Annotated in this window: 19 protein-coding genes; 14 read left to right on the forward strand and 5 right to left on the reverse strand. The window is 71.2% G+C overall.

Annotated features, from left to right (window positions below; genetic code table 11):
• Positions 1-11: 11 nt before the first annotated feature.
• On the reverse strand, positions 12-1,370 hold the full coding sequence (locus tag ACIBG4_RS13865) for a hypothetical protein (RefSeq protein ID WP_310708604.1): 1,359 nt from the start codon (positions 1,368-1,370) through the stop codon (positions 12-14).
• Positions 1,371-1,545: 175 nt separating this feature from the next.
• Complete coding sequence (locus ACIBG4_RS13870; RefSeq protein ID WP_397202101.1) at positions 1,546-2,751, reverse strand: NADP-dependent malic enzyme; 1,206 nt, start codon at positions 2,749-2,751, stop codon at positions 1,546-1,548.
• Positions 2,752-3,030: 279 nt separating this feature from the next.
• On the opposite strand from ACIBG4_RS13870, the gene ACIBG4_RS13875 reads away from it, so the two are divergent.
• From ACIBG4_RS13875 to ACIBG4_RS13890, 4 genes are all read left to right on the forward strand, one after another.
• Positions 3,031-3,888, forward strand: a complete 858-nt coding sequence (locus ACIBG4_RS13875; protein ID WP_397202102.1) for an ABC transporter substrate-binding protein — start codon at positions 3,031-3,033, stop codon at positions 3,886-3,888.
• Positions 3,889-3,891: 3 nt separating this feature from the next.
• Positions 3,892-4,731 (forward strand): amino acid ABC transporter permease, encoded by an 840-nt coding sequence (locus ACIBG4_RS13880; protein ID WP_310708601.1) that lies wholly within the window; start codon positions 3,892-3,894, stop codon positions 4,729-4,731.
• Complete coding sequence (locus ACIBG4_RS13885; protein ID WP_310708600.1) at positions 4,728-5,471, forward strand: amino acid ABC transporter ATP-binding protein; 744 nt, start codon at positions 4,728-4,730, stop codon at positions 5,469-5,471. Before ACIBG4_RS13880 ends, ACIBG4_RS13885 begins: the two co-directional genes overlap by 4 nt.
• Positions 5,472-5,534: 63 nt before the next feature.
• Positions 5,535-5,966: a CGNR zinc finger domain-containing protein gene (locus tag ACIBG4_RS13890; protein WP_310708599.1), complete on the forward strand. Its 432-nt coding sequence runs from the start codon at positions 5,535-5,537 to the stop codon at positions 5,964-5,966.
• Here ACIBG4_RS13890 and ACIBG4_RS13895 read toward each other — a convergent pair.
• The gene (locus ACIBG4_RS13895; protein WP_397202103.1) at positions 5,939-6,280 is read right to left on the reverse strand and encodes a S24 family peptidase; all 342 of its coding nucleotides are present in this window, start codon (positions 6,278-6,280) and stop codon (positions 5,939-5,941) included. The two genes, ACIBG4_RS13890 and ACIBG4_RS13895, sit on opposite strands and share 28 nt — an antisense overlap.
• A gap of 90 nt (positions 6,281-6,370) precedes the next feature.
• On the opposite strand from ACIBG4_RS13895, the gene sodN reads away from it, so the two are divergent.
• The 3 genes from sodN (at position 6,371) to ACIBG4_RS13910 (ending at position 8,122) form a co-directional block, all read left to right on the forward strand.
• Positions 6,371-6,772: a superoxide dismutase, Ni gene (gene sodN / locus ACIBG4_RS13900; protein ID WP_310708597.1), complete on the forward strand. Its 402-nt coding sequence runs from the start codon at positions 6,371-6,373 to the stop codon at positions 6,770-6,772.
• 127 nt (positions 6,773-6,899) lie between these two features.
• Positions 6,900-7,325: an anti-sigma factor gene (locus ACIBG4_RS13905; protein ID WP_310708596.1), complete on the forward strand. Its 426-nt coding sequence runs from the start codon at positions 6,900-6,902 to the stop codon at positions 7,323-7,325.
• A 17-nt stretch (positions 7,326-7,342) separates the two neighbouring features.
• Complete coding sequence (locus tag ACIBG4_RS13910) at positions 7,343-8,122, forward strand: RNA polymerase sigma factor SigF (protein ID WP_310708595.1); 780 nt, start codon at positions 7,343-7,345, stop codon at positions 8,120-8,122.
• Between the two features lie 12 nt (positions 8,123-8,134).
• Here ACIBG4_RS13910 and ACIBG4_RS13915 read toward each other — a convergent pair whose 3' ends face one another.
• Positions 8,135-8,530: a hypothetical protein gene (locus ACIBG4_RS13915; protein ID WP_310708594.1), complete on the reverse strand. Its 396-nt coding sequence runs from the start codon at positions 8,528-8,530 to the stop codon at positions 8,135-8,137.
• A gap of 110 nt (positions 8,531-8,640) precedes the next feature.
• Between ACIBG4_RS13915 and ACIBG4_RS13920 the strand changes: the two genes are divergently transcribed.
• Complete coding sequence (locus ACIBG4_RS13920; RefSeq protein ID WP_397202104.1) at positions 8,641-9,651, forward strand: diacylglycerol/lipid kinase family protein; 1,011 nt, start codon at positions 8,641-8,643, stop codon at positions 9,649-9,651.
• Between the two features lie 272 nt (positions 9,652-9,923).
• The gene (locus ACIBG4_RS13925; RefSeq protein WP_310708592.1) at positions 9,924-10,178 is read left to right on the forward strand and encodes a WhiB family transcriptional regulator; all 255 of its coding nucleotides are present in this window, start codon (positions 9,924-9,926) and stop codon (positions 10,176-10,178) included.
• Positions 10,179-10,341: 163 nt separating this feature from the next.
• Here ACIBG4_RS13925 and ACIBG4_RS13930 read toward each other — a convergent pair whose 3' ends face one another.
• Positions 10,342-11,925, reverse strand: a complete 1,584-nt coding sequence (locus tag ACIBG4_RS13930) for a sensor histidine kinase (RefSeq protein WP_397202105.1) — start codon at positions 11,923-11,925, stop codon at positions 10,342-10,344.
• Between the two features lie 60 nt (positions 11,926-11,985).
• Here ACIBG4_RS13930 and ACIBG4_RS13935 point away from each other — a divergent pair, with 60 nt between their 5' ends.
• The 5 genes from ACIBG4_RS13935 (at position 11,986) to ACIBG4_RS13955 (ending at position 16,790) form a co-directional block, all read left to right on the forward strand.
• Entirely contained in the window at positions 11,986-13,134 is a 1,149-nt protein-coding gene (locus tag ACIBG4_RS13935) for an 8-amino-7-oxononanoate synthase (RefSeq protein WP_397202106.1), read from the forward strand.
• Positions 13,131-13,850: a GntR family transcriptional regulator gene (locus ACIBG4_RS13940; RefSeq protein ID WP_175604581.1), complete on the forward strand. Its 720-nt coding sequence runs from the start codon at positions 13,131-13,133 to the stop codon at positions 13,848-13,850. The genes ACIBG4_RS13935 and ACIBG4_RS13940 overlap by 4 nt, the downstream gene beginning before the upstream one ends.
• A 169-nt stretch (positions 13,851-14,019) precedes the next feature.
• Positions 14,020-14,742, forward strand: coding sequence for a dethiobiotin synthase (gene bioD / locus ACIBG4_RS13945; protein ID WP_397202107.1), 723 nt, complete (start codon positions 14,020-14,022; stop codon positions 14,740-14,742).
• Positions 14,739-15,734, forward strand: coding sequence for a biotin synthase BioB (bioB, locus tag ACIBG4_RS13950; protein ID WP_397202108.1), 996 nt, complete (start codon positions 14,739-14,741; stop codon positions 15,732-15,734). Before bioD ends, bioB begins: the two co-directional genes overlap by 4 nt.
• An 87-nt stretch (positions 15,735-15,821) precedes the next feature.
• Entirely contained in the window at positions 15,822-16,790 is a 969-nt protein-coding gene (locus tag ACIBG4_RS13955) for a thermonuclease family protein (protein ID WP_397202109.1), read from the forward strand.
• Positions 16,791-16,867: the final 77 nt, after the last annotated feature.

The raw sequence follows: 16,867 nt of genomic DNA on the forward strand, positions 1-16,867 counted from the left end.
AAGGAAGAAGGTCAGACCGGCGCCAGGGCCCGGGTGCGTTCGTACAGGGACGTCACCGCGGGCTCGCGCCGGTACGGCTCCAGCCGCCGGCGCAGGTCCGTGGCGTAGGACCGGGACCTGACCGACTGGAGCTCCCCGGCGAGGTCGAGCGCGCCCGCCGCCACCCCGCACGCCTCCTCCAGCTCGCCGCACTGCAGCAGCCCGGCGGCCAGGAGCGACAGGTTGAACATGCGGCCCCGCACGTAGCGGCCGTCCATGTCGAGCGAGCGGCGGGCCTGGCGCACGGCCCGCTCCCCGTCGCCGAGGTCGCGGAAGCAGTGGGCGAACTTGGCCGAGAGGTACGCCTCGTCGAAGTAGCTCAGCCACGCCGGCTCACGCCCCGGCGAGCGGCGGTCGAAGGCCAGCTCGGCCTGGTGGAGGCTGGCGCCGCAGGCGTGGGCGTCGCCGAGACCGGCGTGGGCGTGGGCCTCCAGCACGTGGCAGGAGGCCATCAGGGTCTGGATGCCCGACCGCTGCGCCGCGAGCTGGGCGGCCCTGGCGAGGTCGAGGGCGTGGGCCGGCTGTCCCATGTAGATGGCCTGGTGGGCCATCCCCGCCAGGATCTCGCTGCCGAGCGCGTCGTCGCCGGCGCCCCTGGCCAGGCGCAGCGCCTGGATGAGATAGCGCTGGGCGAGGCCGTGCTGCTCCAGGTCGTAGGCCATCCAGCCGGCCAGCCGGGTCAGCTCGGCCGCGGCGGCGGCGAGCTGCTTGCCGGTGCTCTCGCCGTACGTGCCGTCCTTGAGGAGCGGCGCGACGGCGGTGTCGAGGTACTTGACCACGGACGCGCGCACGCGCCCGCTGCCGAACCGGTTGTCGAGCTCGCCGAAGGAGCGGGTCACCTCGTGGATGGCCGCGATGTCGGCCCGGCCCACGCGGCGTGGGCCGCCGCCGTCGAGGCGGTCTTCCGGTGGGGACGTCAGCCAGCGTACGGCTCCCACGGAGCCCGCTCCTATCGCGAACGTGGAGTCGATCAGGAATCTCCTTCTCTCCACGTCGGCCTTCCACAGCGCCGTCACGGTCGCGACCCCCTCCTGCCACGTGTGCGTGAACTCTTGCCCGAGGTCGAGGGGGGTGATGATCGTCGGCATGCCCAGGTCTTCGGGTCTGACGGGCCTGCCGAGCCGGAGCGCGAAGATCTCGCCGAGCAGCGCCGGCACGGGCTCCCTGGGCCGCTGACCACCGATCCATCGCAGGACGGAGCTGTGGTCGTACTTCAGGCCCGGGGCGCCGCGCGTCGCGCCCAGCTCGTTGAGGCGCCTGGCCAGCCCTTTGTGGGAGAAGCCCGACTCCGCGATGAGCTGCCGCAGCAGTCTGTTGGGCTCGCGTGTCATCGCTCTCCTCACCGCGGGAGTGGAGCCGGCCACGTCGTGGCCTCCTCACCGAGGGAGGCGGAGCCGGCGTCCTTACAGAGGGCTCCTGTTATAGCACGCTGAGTAAAGGAAGTTTTGCGCTTTCCCGATGCTCGCGCGAACTACCCGGACGCCGGCCCGGCGGATGCTGTACGCGTCACCCTTCGACGCGAGCGACCCCGTCCCTCCTGGCCTGCTCGGCCACGGCGGCGGTGACGGCGGGGGCGACGCGCTCGTCGAAGGGGCTGGGGATGACGTAGTCGGCCGCGAGGTCGTCGCCCACCACGGCGGCGAGCGCGGTGGCGGCGGCGACCTTCATGTTCTCGGTGATGGTGGTGGCGCGGACGTCGAGCGCCCCGCGGAAGACGCCGGGGAAGGCGAGGACGTTGTTGATCTGGTTGGGGAAGTCGGAGCGGCCGGTGGCGACCACCCGGGCGTGCCGCGCGGCCACGGCCGGGGGCACCTCGGGCGTCGGGTTGGACAGCGCGAACACGATCGACTCGGGCGCCATGGACGCGATGGCCTCCTCCGACACGGTGGAGCCGGACAGGCCGAGAAACACGTCGGCCCCGGCCAGCGCCTCCTCGGTGGAGCCCTGGTGGCCGGCCCGGTTGGTGTCGCGGGCCAGGGCCGCCTTGACCGGGTTGAGCCCGTCGCGGCCGGGGTGGATCATGCCCTTGGAGTCGGCCACGGCGATGTCGCCGATGCCGGCCTCCAGCAGGATGCGGGTGACGGCGACGCCGGAGGCCCCGGCCCCGGCGACGACGACACGCAGGTCGCCGAGCGTGCGGCCGGTGAGGCGGGCGGCGTTGGTGAGGGCGGCCAGGGCGACGATGGCGGTGCCGTGCTGGTCGTCGTGGAAGACAGGGATGTCGAGCAGCTCGCGCAGGCGGTCCTCGACCTCGAAGCAGCGCGGGGCGCTGATGTCCTCGAGGTTGATGCCGCCGAACGAGGGCGCGAGCCGGACGACGGTCTCGACGAGCGCGTCCACGTCGGTGCAGTCGAGGCAGATCGGGACCGCGTCGACGCCGCCGAACTCCTTGAACAGCAGCGCCTTGCCCTCCATGACCGGCATGGCGGCGGCCGGGCCGATGTCGCCGAGGCCGAGGACGGCGGTGCCGTCGGAGACGACGGCCACCACGTTGGAGACCCACGTGTAGTCGTTGACGAGGGACGGCGTGTCGGCGATGGCCGTGCAGACCCGCGCGACACCGGGGGTGTAGGCCAGTGACAGGTCATCGGCGTCGCGGACGGGAATGGTGGAGCGGACCTCCAGCTTGCCGCCGCGGTGCAGGGCGAAGACGGGATCGAGGTCGAGTTGATCGTGGGGGGAGGATGCTGACGAAGCAGGAAAGGCAGTCACAGAGAGACCCCAGTACTCATCGGACGGACGAAGGACCTTCGGCAGACGGCGCGAGAGGCCTGGCTTCGGTAGCCGCCAGGGTCCCCTCCCGAACGTCTCGTGAGGGGTTACGGGGGTCACCCGTCGCCCCATAGTGCCACAGGCCGACACGACCACAGGTAGCCCTGCCGACGCCGTTCCGTTGACACATTGTTAAATGTCCGATGACGGACCCGGGCAACCTGCCACTTAAACTTCACCAAATCCGACTTTTTGGTATATCTCACGAGGAGGCCTGACATGGCCCTCTGGCCCAGGAGCAGCCGCGGCCAAGCCATCGGCGCGCTCGCCCTTACCGCCGTCCTGGCGCTGTCCGGCTGTGGCGGTGGCTCGGGGAGCAGCTCCACCTCCGCCACCACCGGAGGCGGCACGGCCGCGGGCGGAGCCAAGCTCGTCACCCCGGGCAAGCTCACGACCTGCACGAACATCCCGTACGAGCCGTTCCAGTTCAAGGACGCGAGCGGCAAGGTCGTCGGATTCGACGTGGACATCGTCGACCTGGTCGCCAAGAAGCTCGGCGTTCAGCAGCAGATCGTGGACATCGACTTCGCGGTCATCAAGAGCGGCGCGGCCATGGCCACCGGCAAGTGCGACGTCGCCGCGGCCGGCATGACGATCACCCCTGAGCGCAAGCAGAACATCACGTTCTCCGAGCCGTACTTCGACGCCACGCAGGCCCTGCTGGCCAAGAAGGGCACGGGCGCCAAGTCGCTGGAGGACGTCAAGGCCAAGGGCCTCAAGCTCGGCGCGCAGGCCAGCACGACCGGCCTCGACTACGTCAAGAAGCATGGGTTCGACCCGACCGAGTACGCCGACTCCTCCAAGGAGCTGCTGGCGCTGCAAGCCGGCCAGGCCGACGTGATCGTGCAGGACCTCCCGGTGGTGCTCACCTGGCTGAAGAAGCCGGAGATCGCCGACAAGTTCGAGCTGATCGCCAGCCTCGACACGGGCGAGCAGTACGGCATCGGCCTGAAGAAGAACGCCGACCCGGTCCTGCTCAAGACCATCAACGACACGATCACCCAGGCCAAGGCCGACGGCACGTACGAGAAGATCTTCGTGAAGTGGTTCGGCAAGAAGCCGGGCGAGCTGAGCTGATCCATGACGGACCACCTACCACCGCCGGTGACGGCTGAGCCGGGCGCGAAGGCCCGGCTCAGCCCGCGCAAGAAGCAGCGGATCAGCCGCGCGGTCCAGTACGTCGTCCTGCTCGCCATCCTCGTCGGCGTCGTCCTGTACGCCGACTGGCCCAGCCTGGCGCAGAACTTCGCCAAGCTGGACGTGGCGGAGAAGGCGCTGCCCGAGCTGTTCACGGTCGCGCTGAGGAACACCGTCATCTACGCGGTGGGCGGGTTCCTCTTCTCCTTCGTGCTCGGGCTGGTCCTCGCGCTCATGCGGCTGTCCACCGTCCGGCCGTACCGCTGGATCTCGGGGCTCTACATCGAGATCTTCCGCGGTCTGCCGGCCCTGCTCATCTTCCTGCTGATCACCTTCCTGCCGCTGGCCCTGCCCGGCTTCGCGGTGCCCGGCGGCACGTACGGCCAGGGCATCCTGGGCCTCGGCCTGGTCGGCGCGGCCTACCAGGCGGAGGTGTTCCGGGCCGGCCTGCAGGCCGTGCCGAAGGGCCAGACCGAGGCCGCGCGGTCGCTCGGCATGTCCGCCTTCAGGTCGCAGGTCACCGTGGTCATCCCGCAGGCCATCCGGATCGTCATACCGCCGACCACCAACCAGTTCGTCGCGCTGCTCAAGGACTCGTCGCTGGTGCTCTTCCTGGGCGTATCCGGTGAGTACGTCGAGCTGGCCAAGTTCGGCAACGACCTTGCCTCGCAGTACGCCAACGCCACGCCCATCATGGTGTCCGGCCTGACGTACCTGCTGGTCACGATCCCGCTGGGCCACCTCACGACCCGGCTGGAGAAGCGGAAGGTGAGGGCCCGATGACGCCCGCCATCGAGATCAAGGACCTGCACAAGCACTTCGGCAAGAACGAGGTGCTGCAGGGCATCAACTGCACCGTCGAGTCCGGTCAGGTGGTGTGCGTCATCGGCCCGTCGGGCTCGGGCAAGTCCACGCTGCTGCGCTGCGTGAACCTGCTGGAGCAGCCGACCAGGGGCAAGGTGCTGGTGGAGGGCGTCGAGGTCACCGACCCCGACGTGGACATCGACGCGGTCAGGCGCCGCATCGGCATGGTGTTCCAGCAGTTCAACCTCTTCCCGCACATGACCGCCCTGCAGAACGTCATGATCGCCCAGCAGCGGGTGCTCGGGCGCGGCAAGAAGGAGGCCCAGGAGATCGCCCGGGCCAACCTCGACCGGGTGGGCGTCGGCGAGAAGGCGGGCTCCTACCCCGCCCAGCTCTCGGGCGGCCAGCAGCAGCGCGTGGCCATCGCCCGGGCGCTGGCCATGGGCCCCGACCTGATGCTGTTCGACGAGCCGACCTCGGCGCTCGACCCGGAGCTGGTCGGCGACGTGCTCGCGGTCATGCGCAAGCTGGCCGAGGAGGGCATGACCATGCTCGTGGTGACCCACGAGATGGCCTTCGCCCGCGAGGTCGCGGACCGGGTCGTGTTCATGGACGGCGGCGTCATCGTCGAGGACGGGCCGCCCGCCCAGGTCATCGGCGAGCCCCGCGAGGAGCGGACCCGCACGTTCCTGCGGCGCGTCCTGCACCCCGAGGGCTGAGGACCGTCCCGCTGGGCGCCCGTCCAGGGCGCCCAGCCGGCCCCGCCCGTGTAATACTCCGGCATGGACTTGACCTCTTACGCCGAGTGGGCGGTCCGCCTGGTCAACGACCCCGTCCCCCCGCCCGCGCTGCGGGAGCTGCGTGAGGAGCTGGCCGCCGTCTTCGCCGCCGAGGACGAGGAGACGGTCGTGGCTCTGCTCAACGCGCTCCTCGTGCTCCATCCCGTACGGCCGCAGCTCACCGCCCACGACGGCAGCCACTGGCATCTGCACCTGGCCGAGGACCCCACCGGGAACCCCGCGGCCGGCGCCGTGATGGGCCTGGCCGCGGTGGTCGCCGAGCACGGCGCGGAGCGGCTGGGCCGCTGCCAGGACCCCCGCTGCGGCAGGGCGTTCCTCGACACCTCCTCCAACCGCTCGCGCCGCTACTGCTCGGCCCGCTGCGCCAGCCGCGCCAACGTGGCGGCCTACCGCGCGCGCCGCCGTGGTGAGTGACCCCTTGAAGAGTGACGCCGTGCTGAGTGACAGCGCGGCGGCCAGTAACGCAGGACGACCCGCCCGACCACGTCGGTGACGGGCCCGAAGTCCCAGCTGTCGCGCCGGCCGGACGCCCGCTGGTTGTCGCTCTCCAGCCACCACCCGTCCTCGCCGTGCCAGGCGGCCCGCTTGACGATCAGCCGGGAGGGGTCACCAGGGAGCCGCGCGACCACGACGTCGCCGGGCCGGATCGGGACGGATCGCCGCACCAGGAGCCAGTCTCCTGGCAGCAGGCCGGGACGCATCGAATCCCCCTCGACACGCACTCTCATACGCCGAGACCCCCTCCGGCACGGGCCCTGAGACCCGAGTAAGGTCGGTAAGTGGACCAAGCTGACACAGCATCAAGGAAGGATTTTCTGATGCTCGCACGACTGCTACGACCCAAGCATGTCGCTTCCGCTCACTGCGACCTGCCCTGCGGCGTTTATGACCCCGCCCAGGCCCGGATCGAGGCCGAGTCGGTCAAGGCGATCATGGAGAAGTACGGCGCCAACGAGGACCCGGTCTTCCGCGCTCGCGCGCTGACCATCAAGGAGGAGCGGGCCGAACTGGTCAAGCACCACCTGTGGGTCCTGTGGACCGACTACTTCAAGCCCCCGCACCTGGAGCAGTACCCCCAGCTCCACCAGCTCTTCTGGGACGCCACGAAGCTGGCGGGCGCGGCGGGCGCCAAGGGCACGGTCGACGTCGCCAAGGCCGAGGACCTGCTCGGCAAGATCGACGAGATCTCCAAGATCTTCTGGGAGACCAAGGCCGCGTAGAACGGCGTAAAGGCTCTGTGTGGTGACTCGCTACACAGAGCCTTTTCCGTTGATGGCGCGTCTGATTCGTCCAAGCACCGCTCGGGGGCGGTAAGTTGCAGTCAGCGTCGTATACGCGAGGAGGAACGTGACCGAGGAAACCGAGACGCGCATGGAGGGCGAGACCGGTATCCGCGACGTGGTGAGCATCAGGCTCCCCGCGGCGAGCGCTTACCTGTCCGTGCTGCGTACGGCCACTGCCGGGTTGGCCGCCCGGCTCGACTTCACGCTGGACGAGATCGAGGATCTGCGGATCGCGGTCGACGAGGCGTGCGCCATGCTGTTGAACGAGGCCGTGCCCGGAACCGACCTGACGGCCGAGTTCGAGCTGAGCGGCCAGGAGATGCAGGTCACGGTCGAGGTGGCGACGGTCGGCAGCTCCGCTCCCAAGCGCGACGACTTCGCCTGGATGGTCCTGACCGCCCTGGCCGACGATGTGGAGGCTGCTACCGACTCTCCTGACCGCATGGCGATCGTCCTGCGTAAGCGCCGTGGCGCTGCGAGGCCGGCGTGACGGAAAGGACTGGAGCCATGGCCACCAGCGATCACGCTGTGCCCGACCGGGTCCGTGCCCGCATGCTGTTCGCCGAACTGGCCGAGCTGGGGCCCGAGGAGCCGCGCCGTCAGCGCATCAGGGACGAGCTGGTGGAGCTCCACCTTCCGCTGGTCGAGTACCTCGCGCGACGCTTCCGCAACCGCGGCGAGTGGCTCGACGACCTCACGCAGGTCGCCACGATCGGGCTGATCAAGTCGATCGACCGGTTCGACCTGGCCCGCGGCGTGGAGTTCTCCACCTACGCGACGCCGACCATCGTCGGCGAGATCAAGAGACACTTCCGCGACAAGGGCTGGGCGGTCCGGGTGCCGCGCCGCCTGCAGGAGCTCAAGCTCTCGCTGACGAAGGCCATCAGCGACCTGTCGCAGCGCGAGGGGCGCGCGCCTACCGTGGCCGAGCTGGCCGCCTACCTCAAGATGACCGAGGAGGAGGTGCTGGAGGGCCTGGAGTCGGCCAACGCCTACTCGACGGTCTCCCTCGACGCGCCCGACTCCGGCGACGACGACGCGCCCGCCGTGTCCGACTCGCTCGGCATCGTGGACGAGTCGCTCGAAGGCGTCGAGTACCGCGAGTCGCTCAAACCGCTGCTCGAACGCCTGCCGCCGCGCGAGAAGCGCATCCTGCTGCTGCGGTTCTTCGGCAACATGACGCAGTCGCAGATCGCCACCGAGCTGGGCATCTCGCAGATGCACGTCTCACGCCTGCTGGCCCGCACGCTGGCCCAGCTGCGCGAGGGTCTGACCGCCGACGACTGACGCCCGCTCCTGTCAGCCGGTTTCCTGGCCGTCGCCGTACAACGCCTTGGTGGTGGGGGGTGCGAGCAGGGCGGCCAGGCCGACCACGGCCACCACGACCAGCGGGACCCCGAGGTCCGGCCGGCTGGAGTCGATGAGCGTCACCGCGACGGGCAGCAGGAAGACCTGGGCGAGCACGCTGGGGGTCCTCCCCCACCGCTCGCCTCGCAGCAGGCCGCCCCACGCCACCCAGAGCAGCCCCGCGCCGATCAGCACCCCGAAGGCCGCCTCGGCGATGGCGCTGGTGACGTCACCGGCCAGGCCGCGCAGGGTCTCGACCGCCACATAGCCACCCAGACCTAGCGTCACGAGGCCCTCCAGGGCGACGACGACGGCGGCGACGAGCAGGGTCACGGGGCGCTTGGACACACGGGCACCCTATCCACTCCGGCCTCCGGTCCGGTCGCCGCCCGGACGTTGACCCAACAAATAGGGATCATCGCGACAAGACAGACATCCATCATGGATACGCTGGCCTCATGCGCGCGATGCTGCTGGTCAACCCCAAGGCGACGACCACGAACGCCCGCACCCGGAACGTCCTGATCCGGGCGCTCGGCGCGGCCGTGGAGCTGACCGTCGAGGAGACCGGCTACCGGGGACACGCGGCGACACTGGCCGCCACCGCCCGCGCCAAGGGCTACGACGTGGTGGCCGTGCTCGGCGGTGACGGCACCATCAACGAGACGGTCAACGGCCTGCTCAATCCCGTGGACGGCGTCCTCCCGGCTCCCGCCTCCCTGCCCGCCGGCACCCTGCTGCCCGAGGACTCCGCGGCCGATGCCGACCCGAGCGCGGGGCGGCCGGCGCTGATCGTCATCCCGGGCGGCAGCGCCAACGTGTTCGCCCGCGGGCTCGGCCTGCCGAACGACCCCGTCGAGGCCACCGGGGCGGTGCTGGAGGCACTGCGCGAGGACCGGCGCAGAACCGTCGGGCTGGGCCAGGCCCTCTGGGGCCACGAAAGCCGATATTTCACCTTCTGCGCGGGGATGGGGTACGACGCCGAGGTGGTCCGCGCGGTCGAGGGCCTCCGCGGCGCCGGCCGCAAGGCGACGCCCACCCGTTACGTGAACACCGCGCTACGACACTATGTCGCGACCGACAAACGGCACCCCCCGATGACGCTGACCGGTCCGGGCATCCCCACGGCGAGCGGGATCTACATGGCGATCATCTCCAACACCTCCCCCTGGACGTACGTCGGCACGCGGCCCGTCCGCCCCACGCCGTGGGCCGCCTTCGAGACGGGCCTGGACATGCTGGGGCTCCAGCGCCTGGGCCTGACCTCGTTGATTCCGCTCATCCAGCACATTCTCACGGAGAGTGACGCCCTCCCGTCCGGCCGGCACCTCGTCCAGCTCCACGACGAGCCCGGGTTCACCCTGACCGCGGACCGCCCGGTGGCCTTCCAACTGGACGGGGACTACCTGGGCGAACGCGAATCCGTAACATTCCGGTCTATCCCGAACGCGTTACAAGTCCTGGTCTAGCTGGTTACATTCGGTCATTGTGTGACGCATCCGACATCCATTACGGCCAAAACTTCGCGGTGACCCCCTTGCGTGCACTCTCCGTGGCTGACAGGCTCAAGACTGACGTCGGAACGTAGGACGTTTAACCACGACCCCGAGGTCGTTCCGGCTGTCCGGCGAGCAATTCCGGTTCTTCATGATCCGGGTTTTGCTCGCGCGCCCTAGTGAAACTCTTCACAAAGTAGCCGCACGGAGCCGCCCAGAGGCTCCATCTACTAAGGAGTGGACGCATGGACTGGCGCCACGTAGCTGCCTGCCGTGACGTGGACCCCGAGCTGTTCTTCCCGATCGGCAACACCGGCCCGGCACTCATGCAGATCGAGGAGGCCAAGCAGGTCTGCCGATCCTGTCCGGCCGTGGACGCGTGCCTGAAGTGGGCTCTGGAGTCCGGCCAGGACGCCGGTGTCTGGGGCGGCCTGAGCGAGGACGAGCGTCGCGCGCTCAAGCGCCGCACGGCTCGTGCCCGCGCCCGCGCCACCGCCTGATTCACGCGCTCGACCCGCGCGCCAGACCCACCCGAACACCCCATTCCCCTGAGCCCCTGCCCCGGCAGGCCGTCTCACCTCGGAGTGATCTGTACGGCCGGCAGTCCCCCGCCGCGTCAACCGCGGCGGGCCGGCCCCCTGCCCGCCTCGCCCCGCGCCGCCGTCAGCCGGCGGGCAGCGGGATCGACAGCGTGACCTCGGTGCCCCCGCCCTCCCGGGGCCCGATCGAGAGCCTGCCCGACAGCTCGCCCTCCACCAGCGTCCGCACGATCTGCAGCCCGAGGCTCGTCGAGCTGTCGAGGTCGAACCCCTCCGGCACTCCCTGACCGTCGTCCCAGACGGTCACGTTGAGCCGCTCGGCGCTCGGCTGGACGACGACCTGGAGCCGCTCGGGGCGACCGTGCTGGAGCGCGTTCTGCAGCAGCTCGGTCATCGCCATCGCCAGCGGCGTGGCGATCAGCGACGGCAGCACGCCGAACCCGCCGACCCGGCGCGGCGTGACCGCGGACTCCGGCGCCGACACCTCCCCCGCCATCGCGATGACCCGGTCGGCGATGTCGTCGAAGTCGACGAACTCCTCCGGCGCGTGGGAGAGCGTCTCGTGCACGATCGCGATGGAGCCGACCCTGCGCACCGCCTCCTCCAGCGCCTCGCGCCCCTCCGGCACCTGGAGTCGCCTGGCCTGCAGCCGCAGCAGCGCGGCGACGGTCTGCAGGTTGTTCTTGACGCGGTGGTGGATCTCGCGGATCGTCGCGTCCTTGGTCATCAGCTCCCGCTCGCGCCGCCGCAGCTCGGTCACGTCGCGGATGAGCACCAGCGCGCCGATGCGGCCGCCTCCGACGATCAGCGGGATGGCGCGCAGCTGCACGATCGTGCCGCCGGACTCCACCTCGGTCTCCTTCGCGGCCCGCCCGCTGGCCACGATCATCAGGTCTTCGTTGATGGGCTCGTCGGAGTAGCACAGGGTGGCGGTCACCCGGCCCAGCTCGGCGCCCACGAGGTCGGCGTGCAGACCCAGCCGCCGGTAGGCCGACAGCGCGTTCGGCGAGGCGTACGTCACCCGGCCGCCCCGGTCGAGCCGCAGCAGCCCGTCGCCCACCCGCGGGGAGCGGACCAGGATCGGCTCCTCGCCGGAGAACGGGAAGCGCCCCTCCGCGACCATCTGCGCGAGGTCGGAGGCGCTCTGGAGGTAGGTCAGCTCCAGGCGCGACGGGGTGCGCGCCGACGACAGGTTGGTGGAGCGCTGGATCACCGCGAGGAAGCGGCCCTGCCCGTCGGGCAGCGTCCGGCGCACGGGGATCGTCTCCTCGCGCACGGGGACGCCCGTGGACCAGTCGGGGTCGCCCTCACGGCAGATGCGCCGCTCGTTCCAGGCGGTGTCGATGAGGTGGCGCTCGCCCCTGGCGACGACCGTGCCCACGATGTCGTCGTGGTAGACGGTCGGGCCGGTCGTCGGTCGCATCTGCGCGATCGCGATCCAGCCGCACTCGTACCGCTCGCCGTGCCCGTTCGCGCCGCGTCCGCCCGCCGGGGGCCCGCTCTCCGCGAGCACGCTGTCCGCGGCCTGCTCCCCGCTGTCCGGGACGGACGGGCGGTCGGCGGACGGGAGCAGCGGCGCCCACAGGATGAGGTCGGCGAAGGACAGGTCGGCGAGCAGCTGCCAGTCGGAGACCAGCGAGTGCAGCCAGTCGAGGTCCGCCGCGTCCAGAGCGGTGTGGCGGACGACGAGGTCGCTGAGAGTGGGCACACTGCATCATGCGTGCTTTCCCGCCGTACGGCCAAACCGGCCCCCTGATTGAATGCCCCCATGAATCCCCTGGCAGGACTTCGCGCGGCCACGGCCGCACGGCGCGCCGCCGGGCTGGGTCGCACGCTGCGCCCCCGCACCCCTGACGACGGCGGCCTGCTCGATCTGGCCTCGAACGACTACCTGGGACTGGCCCGCGACCCCCGGCTCGCCGAGGCCGCCGTCGAGGCCGTGCGCGCCTGGGGCACCGGCTCGACGGGCTCCCGCCTCGTCACCGGCTCCACGCTGCTCCACCAGGAGCTGGAGGGCAAGCTGGCGGCCTTCTGCGGGGCGGCCGGTGCCCTGGTGTTCTCCTCCGGCTACCTGGCCAACCTGGCAGCCGTGGCGACGCTCGGCCGGGGCGGGCTGGTGGTGTCCGGCGCGGGCAACCACGCCTCGATCGTGGACGCCTGCCGGCTGGCGCGGGCGCGGGTCGTGGTGACGCCGCGCGCCGACGTGGCGGCCGTGGAGAAGGCGCTCGCGGGCCGCGAGGAGGAGCGGGCCGTCGTGGTCACGGACGCGCTGTTCTCCGTCGAGGGCGACCTGGCGCCCGTCGCCGAGCTGTCGGAGGTGGCGGCGCGGCACGCGGCGCTGCTGGTCGTGGACGAGGCCCACTCGCTCGGCGTCGTCGGCGAACACGGGCGCGGAGTGGTGCACTCAACCGGCCTTTTCCGGGAATCTCACATTGTGAGAACCGTCACACTGTCGAAGGCGCTCGGGTCCCAGGGCGGAGCGGTGCTGGGAGAGCCGGAGGTGATCGAGACGTTGGTCGACACGGGCAGGTCGTTCATCTTCGACACCGGCCTCGCACCGGCCTCGGTTGCGGCCGCCTCCGCCGCCGTGGATATCCTTCTCCATCAGCCCGAGCTGCCTCGACGCGCGCGTCTCAGGGCAGGCGAGCTGGCCCGTGCGGTCCGCGAGCTCGGCCTGGAGACGAGCGAGCCGGCGGGCGCGGTCGTGCCCGTGGTCCTCGGAGCACCGGGAACCGCCGTGCTGGCCGCCGCCGCCTGTGCGGAGCTGGGGGTGCGCGTGGGATGTTTCCGCCCGCCCTCGGTGCCGGACGGCCGCTCTTGCCTGCGGTTGACCGCTCGGGCCAATCTGAGTTCCGATGATCTAGCGGTGATCCGACACGCCCTCACCGCCGTGGCAGAAGTGAAGGTGAGAGCGTGACGGACGACGGCCCTCGCGTACCGAAGTACTACGACGTGAAGCGGAGCCTGCTCGAGCTCACCAAGAGCCTCCCGGCCGGCACGGCGCTGCCTCCGGAGCGGACGCTGGCCGTACGGTTCGAGACCTCGCGCACGACCGTGCGGCAGGCGCTGACCGAGCTGGTGGTCGAGGGACGGCTGCTGCGCATCCAAGGCAAGGGCACGTTCGTCGCCCAGCCCAAGGTGGCCCAGGTGCTCCAGCTCACGTCGTACATCGGCGACCTGCGCACCGCCGGGCTCGAGCCGGACACGAAGATACTGGAGATCGGCTACATCACCGCGGACGAGGCGCTGGCCCGCCGCCTGGCGATCAACCCGGGCGGGCGGGTGCTGCGCATCCACCGGCTGCGCCTGGCCAACGGCGAGCCGGTGTCGATCGACACGACCCACCTGTCGGCCCGCCGCTTCCCGCGGCTGCGACGGGAGCTGGAGGTCCACTCGTCGCTGTACGAGACGCTGCACAACGCCTACAACGTGCGGCTCACGGACGCCGAGGAGATCATCGAGACGGTCCTGGCGACCCCGTACGACGCCAAGGCGCTCGGCGTGGACGTGGGCCTGCCGATGCTCCTCCTGACCCGCCACGCCTTCGACGCCGACGGCAACCCCGTCGAGTGGGCTCAGTCCCTCTATCGCGGCGACCGGTACAAGTTCGTCACGCGGCTGCGTCGTCCGTGATCTCCGGGCTCTGTCACGGCACGGCCCGGCAGAGCCCAGTCGCCGCACGGGGCTGAGGGCCTCCAGGGGGACGGCCTCTGACCCGCACGGGGCCTGGCGCCGTCACGGCGTCCTCCGGGCCGTCGCCGTGGTCCACCGTGCGCCCTGCGGCCCGTTCTAGGCTGGGCCGGTGAGCGTTCTCGTCGTCAGTGGGACCGACACCGGGGTCGGCAAGACCGTCGTGACCGCGGCCGTGGCCGCGCTGGCCCGGTTGCGGGGTTCGAGCGTGGCCGTGGTGAAGCCGGCCCAGACCGGCGTGGCTCCCGATGAGCCCGGTGACCTGGACGAGGTCATCCGGTTGTCCGGGGTGACGACGACGTTCGAGCTGGCCCGCTACCCGGCCGCACTGTCACCCGCCGCGGCCGCGCGGGCCGCGGGTGCGGCGCCCGTGTCGCTGGCGGGCGCGGCCGAGCGGATCGGCGAGCTGGCCGAGACCCACCGGCTCGTGCTGGTCGAGGGGGCCGGCGGGCTGCTGGTGCGCTTCGACGAGGACGGCGGCACGATCGCCGACCTGGCGCGGATGCTCGGTGCGCAGGTGCTGGTGGTGGCCCGGGCGGGGCTGGGCACGCTCAACCACACGGCGCTCACGCTGGAGGCGCTGGCCCATCGCGGGCTGGGCCTGGCGGGCGTGGTGGTCGGGTCCTGGCCGGAGGAGCCGGGCGTGGCCGAGCTGAGCAACGTGGCGGACCTGGAGATGCTGGCCGCCCGACCGCTGGCGGGGGTGCTGCGGGCGGGACTGGGCGCGCTCGGCGCGGAGGAGTTCGCGGAGGAGGCGCGCGGCGGGCTGGCCACGACACTCGGCGGCGGTTTCGACCCGGCGGCGTTCAAGCGGAGGCTTAGGCTGCTCCCGTGACCGACATCCTCACGATCGCCCGCGCGCGGGTGCTGGACGAAGGCAGGGGACTGGACCGGGAGCAGGCGCTGGAGTGCCTGCGCCTTCCCGGCGAGCGGCTGGGCGAGCTGCTCGCGCTGGCCCACGAGGTGCGCATGAAGTGGTGCGGGCCGGAGGTCGAGGTGGAGGGCATCGTCTCGGTCAAGACGGGCGGCTGCCCCGAGGACTGCCACTTCTGCTCGCAGTCCGGCCGGTTCTCCTCGCCGGTCCGCGCGGTCTGGCTCGACGTCAACGAGCTGGTCCGGGCGGCCGAGGAGACGGCGGCGACCGGCGCGACGGAGTTCTGCATCGTGGCCGCCGTACGCGGGCCCGACCGGCGGCTGATGGACCAGGTGCGCCAGGGCGTCGAGGCGATCCGCCGGGCCGTGGACATCAACGTCGCCTGCTCGCTCGGCATGCTCACCCAGGAGCAGGTGGACGAGCTGGCGGCGATGGGCGTCCACCGCTACAACCACAACCTGGAGACGGCCCGCTCCCACTTCGGCGAGGTGGTCACCACCCACACCTGGCAGGAGCGCTGGGACACCTGCCTGATGGTGCGCGCGGCCGGCATGGAGCTGTGCTGCGGCGGCATCGTCGGCATGGGCGAGACGCTGGAGCAGCGGGCGGAGTTCGCCGTCCAGCTCGGCGAGCTGGAGCCCGACGAGGTGCCGCTCAACTTCCTCAACCCGCGCCCCGGCACCCCGTTCGCCGGTCGTCCGGTGGTCGAGGGCGCCGACGCGCTGCGCACGATCGCGACGTTCCGGCTGGCGCTGCCGCGCACGATCCTGCGCTACGCCGGGGGCCGCGAGATCACCCTGGGTGACCTCGGCACCCGTGAGGGCATGCTGGGCGGCATCAACGCGATCATCGTGGGCAACTACCTGACCACCCTGGGCCGCCCGCCGGCCCGCGATCTGGAGCTGCTCGACGAGCTGAGGATGCCCATCAAGGCGCTGTCGCGGACCCTGTGAGGCTTGACCCGTCCATGGGATGACCATCGGTCGCCATTGGTTGCGATATCGCGGGACTTGTCGCCCGAACAGGGTGATGATGCAGGCATGGCAAAGGCGATCGAACAACCCGTTCCCGGCATCACGGTTGGCCACGGCCTCCTCGCCCGGCGCAACGGGCAGGCCGAACCCGTGGACAAGATCGTCCACGACGGCGACACGATCAACATCGCGGCCGACGGGAACTTCGGCGTGCGCCTGCTCGGCGTCGACGCTCCCGAGGTCAGCTTCGAGCTGCCGCAGAGTCCCGACTTCCCGGATTTCCCCGGAGGCTTCGTCAAGATCGAGCACCCGGCCTGGACGACGTTCCTCACGGACCCGTTCGCCAAGGGCCTGCCCGAGCTCACGTTGCGTACGGCGCTGCGCGCGAACCTGACGGCCCGGCTCGGCCCGCGCGCCGCCGCCAACCACGCCGCCCACGCCGCGCCCGCCACGAAGGCGCTCAAGGACATGGTCGCCGCCGACATCGCCGAGCAGGGCCTCACCGAGGCCACGTTCAAGCTCCGGCTCGCCTTCGCGCACGAGATCCTCGACCGGTACGGCCGGCTCCTGTGCTACGTCAACCGCGACCAGCGCGAGCGGCCCCGCCCCGACCCGTACAACGAGCGGCTGCTCGCGACCGGGCACGTGGTCCCGTACTTCATCTGGCCGAACGTCGACCCCTTCGTACGCCAGGAGGGACGGGTGGCCGACGCGGTGCCGCCGCCCGGCACGGCCCGCTCGATCGGCGCGGCCGGAGCGCTCGGCCGCGCCCGCGAGGCGGTCCGGCTGGCCCGCGAGGCCGGGCTCGGCCTGTGGGAGCACACGGACCCGCTGGCCCTGCTGCCGTTCGAGCTGCGCTTCCTGGCGCAGCGGCGCGCGCCCGACCGGTACGTGCTGGACCTGTCGGACGACGCCCGCGAGCTGCTGCACCCGCAGAGCTACTTCCGCGTGCCGAACCCTGAGGACCGGCTGTTCGTCAACGCCGAGCACGCGCCGCTCTTCCACGAGAAGGGCTGGTCGGTGCCGCCCCTGTGAGGGCACCGTGACAGCCGCCCGGGGGTGGGGCCAGCCCCACCCCCGGAGCGCACACCAGGCCCCTGTCCCGCGGGCCG

It is taken from the genome of Nonomuraea sp. NPDC050383 (genome assembly GCF_044459125.1).
Lineage (GTDB): Bacteria > Actinomycetota > Actinomycetes > Streptosporangiales > Streptosporangiaceae > Nonomuraea.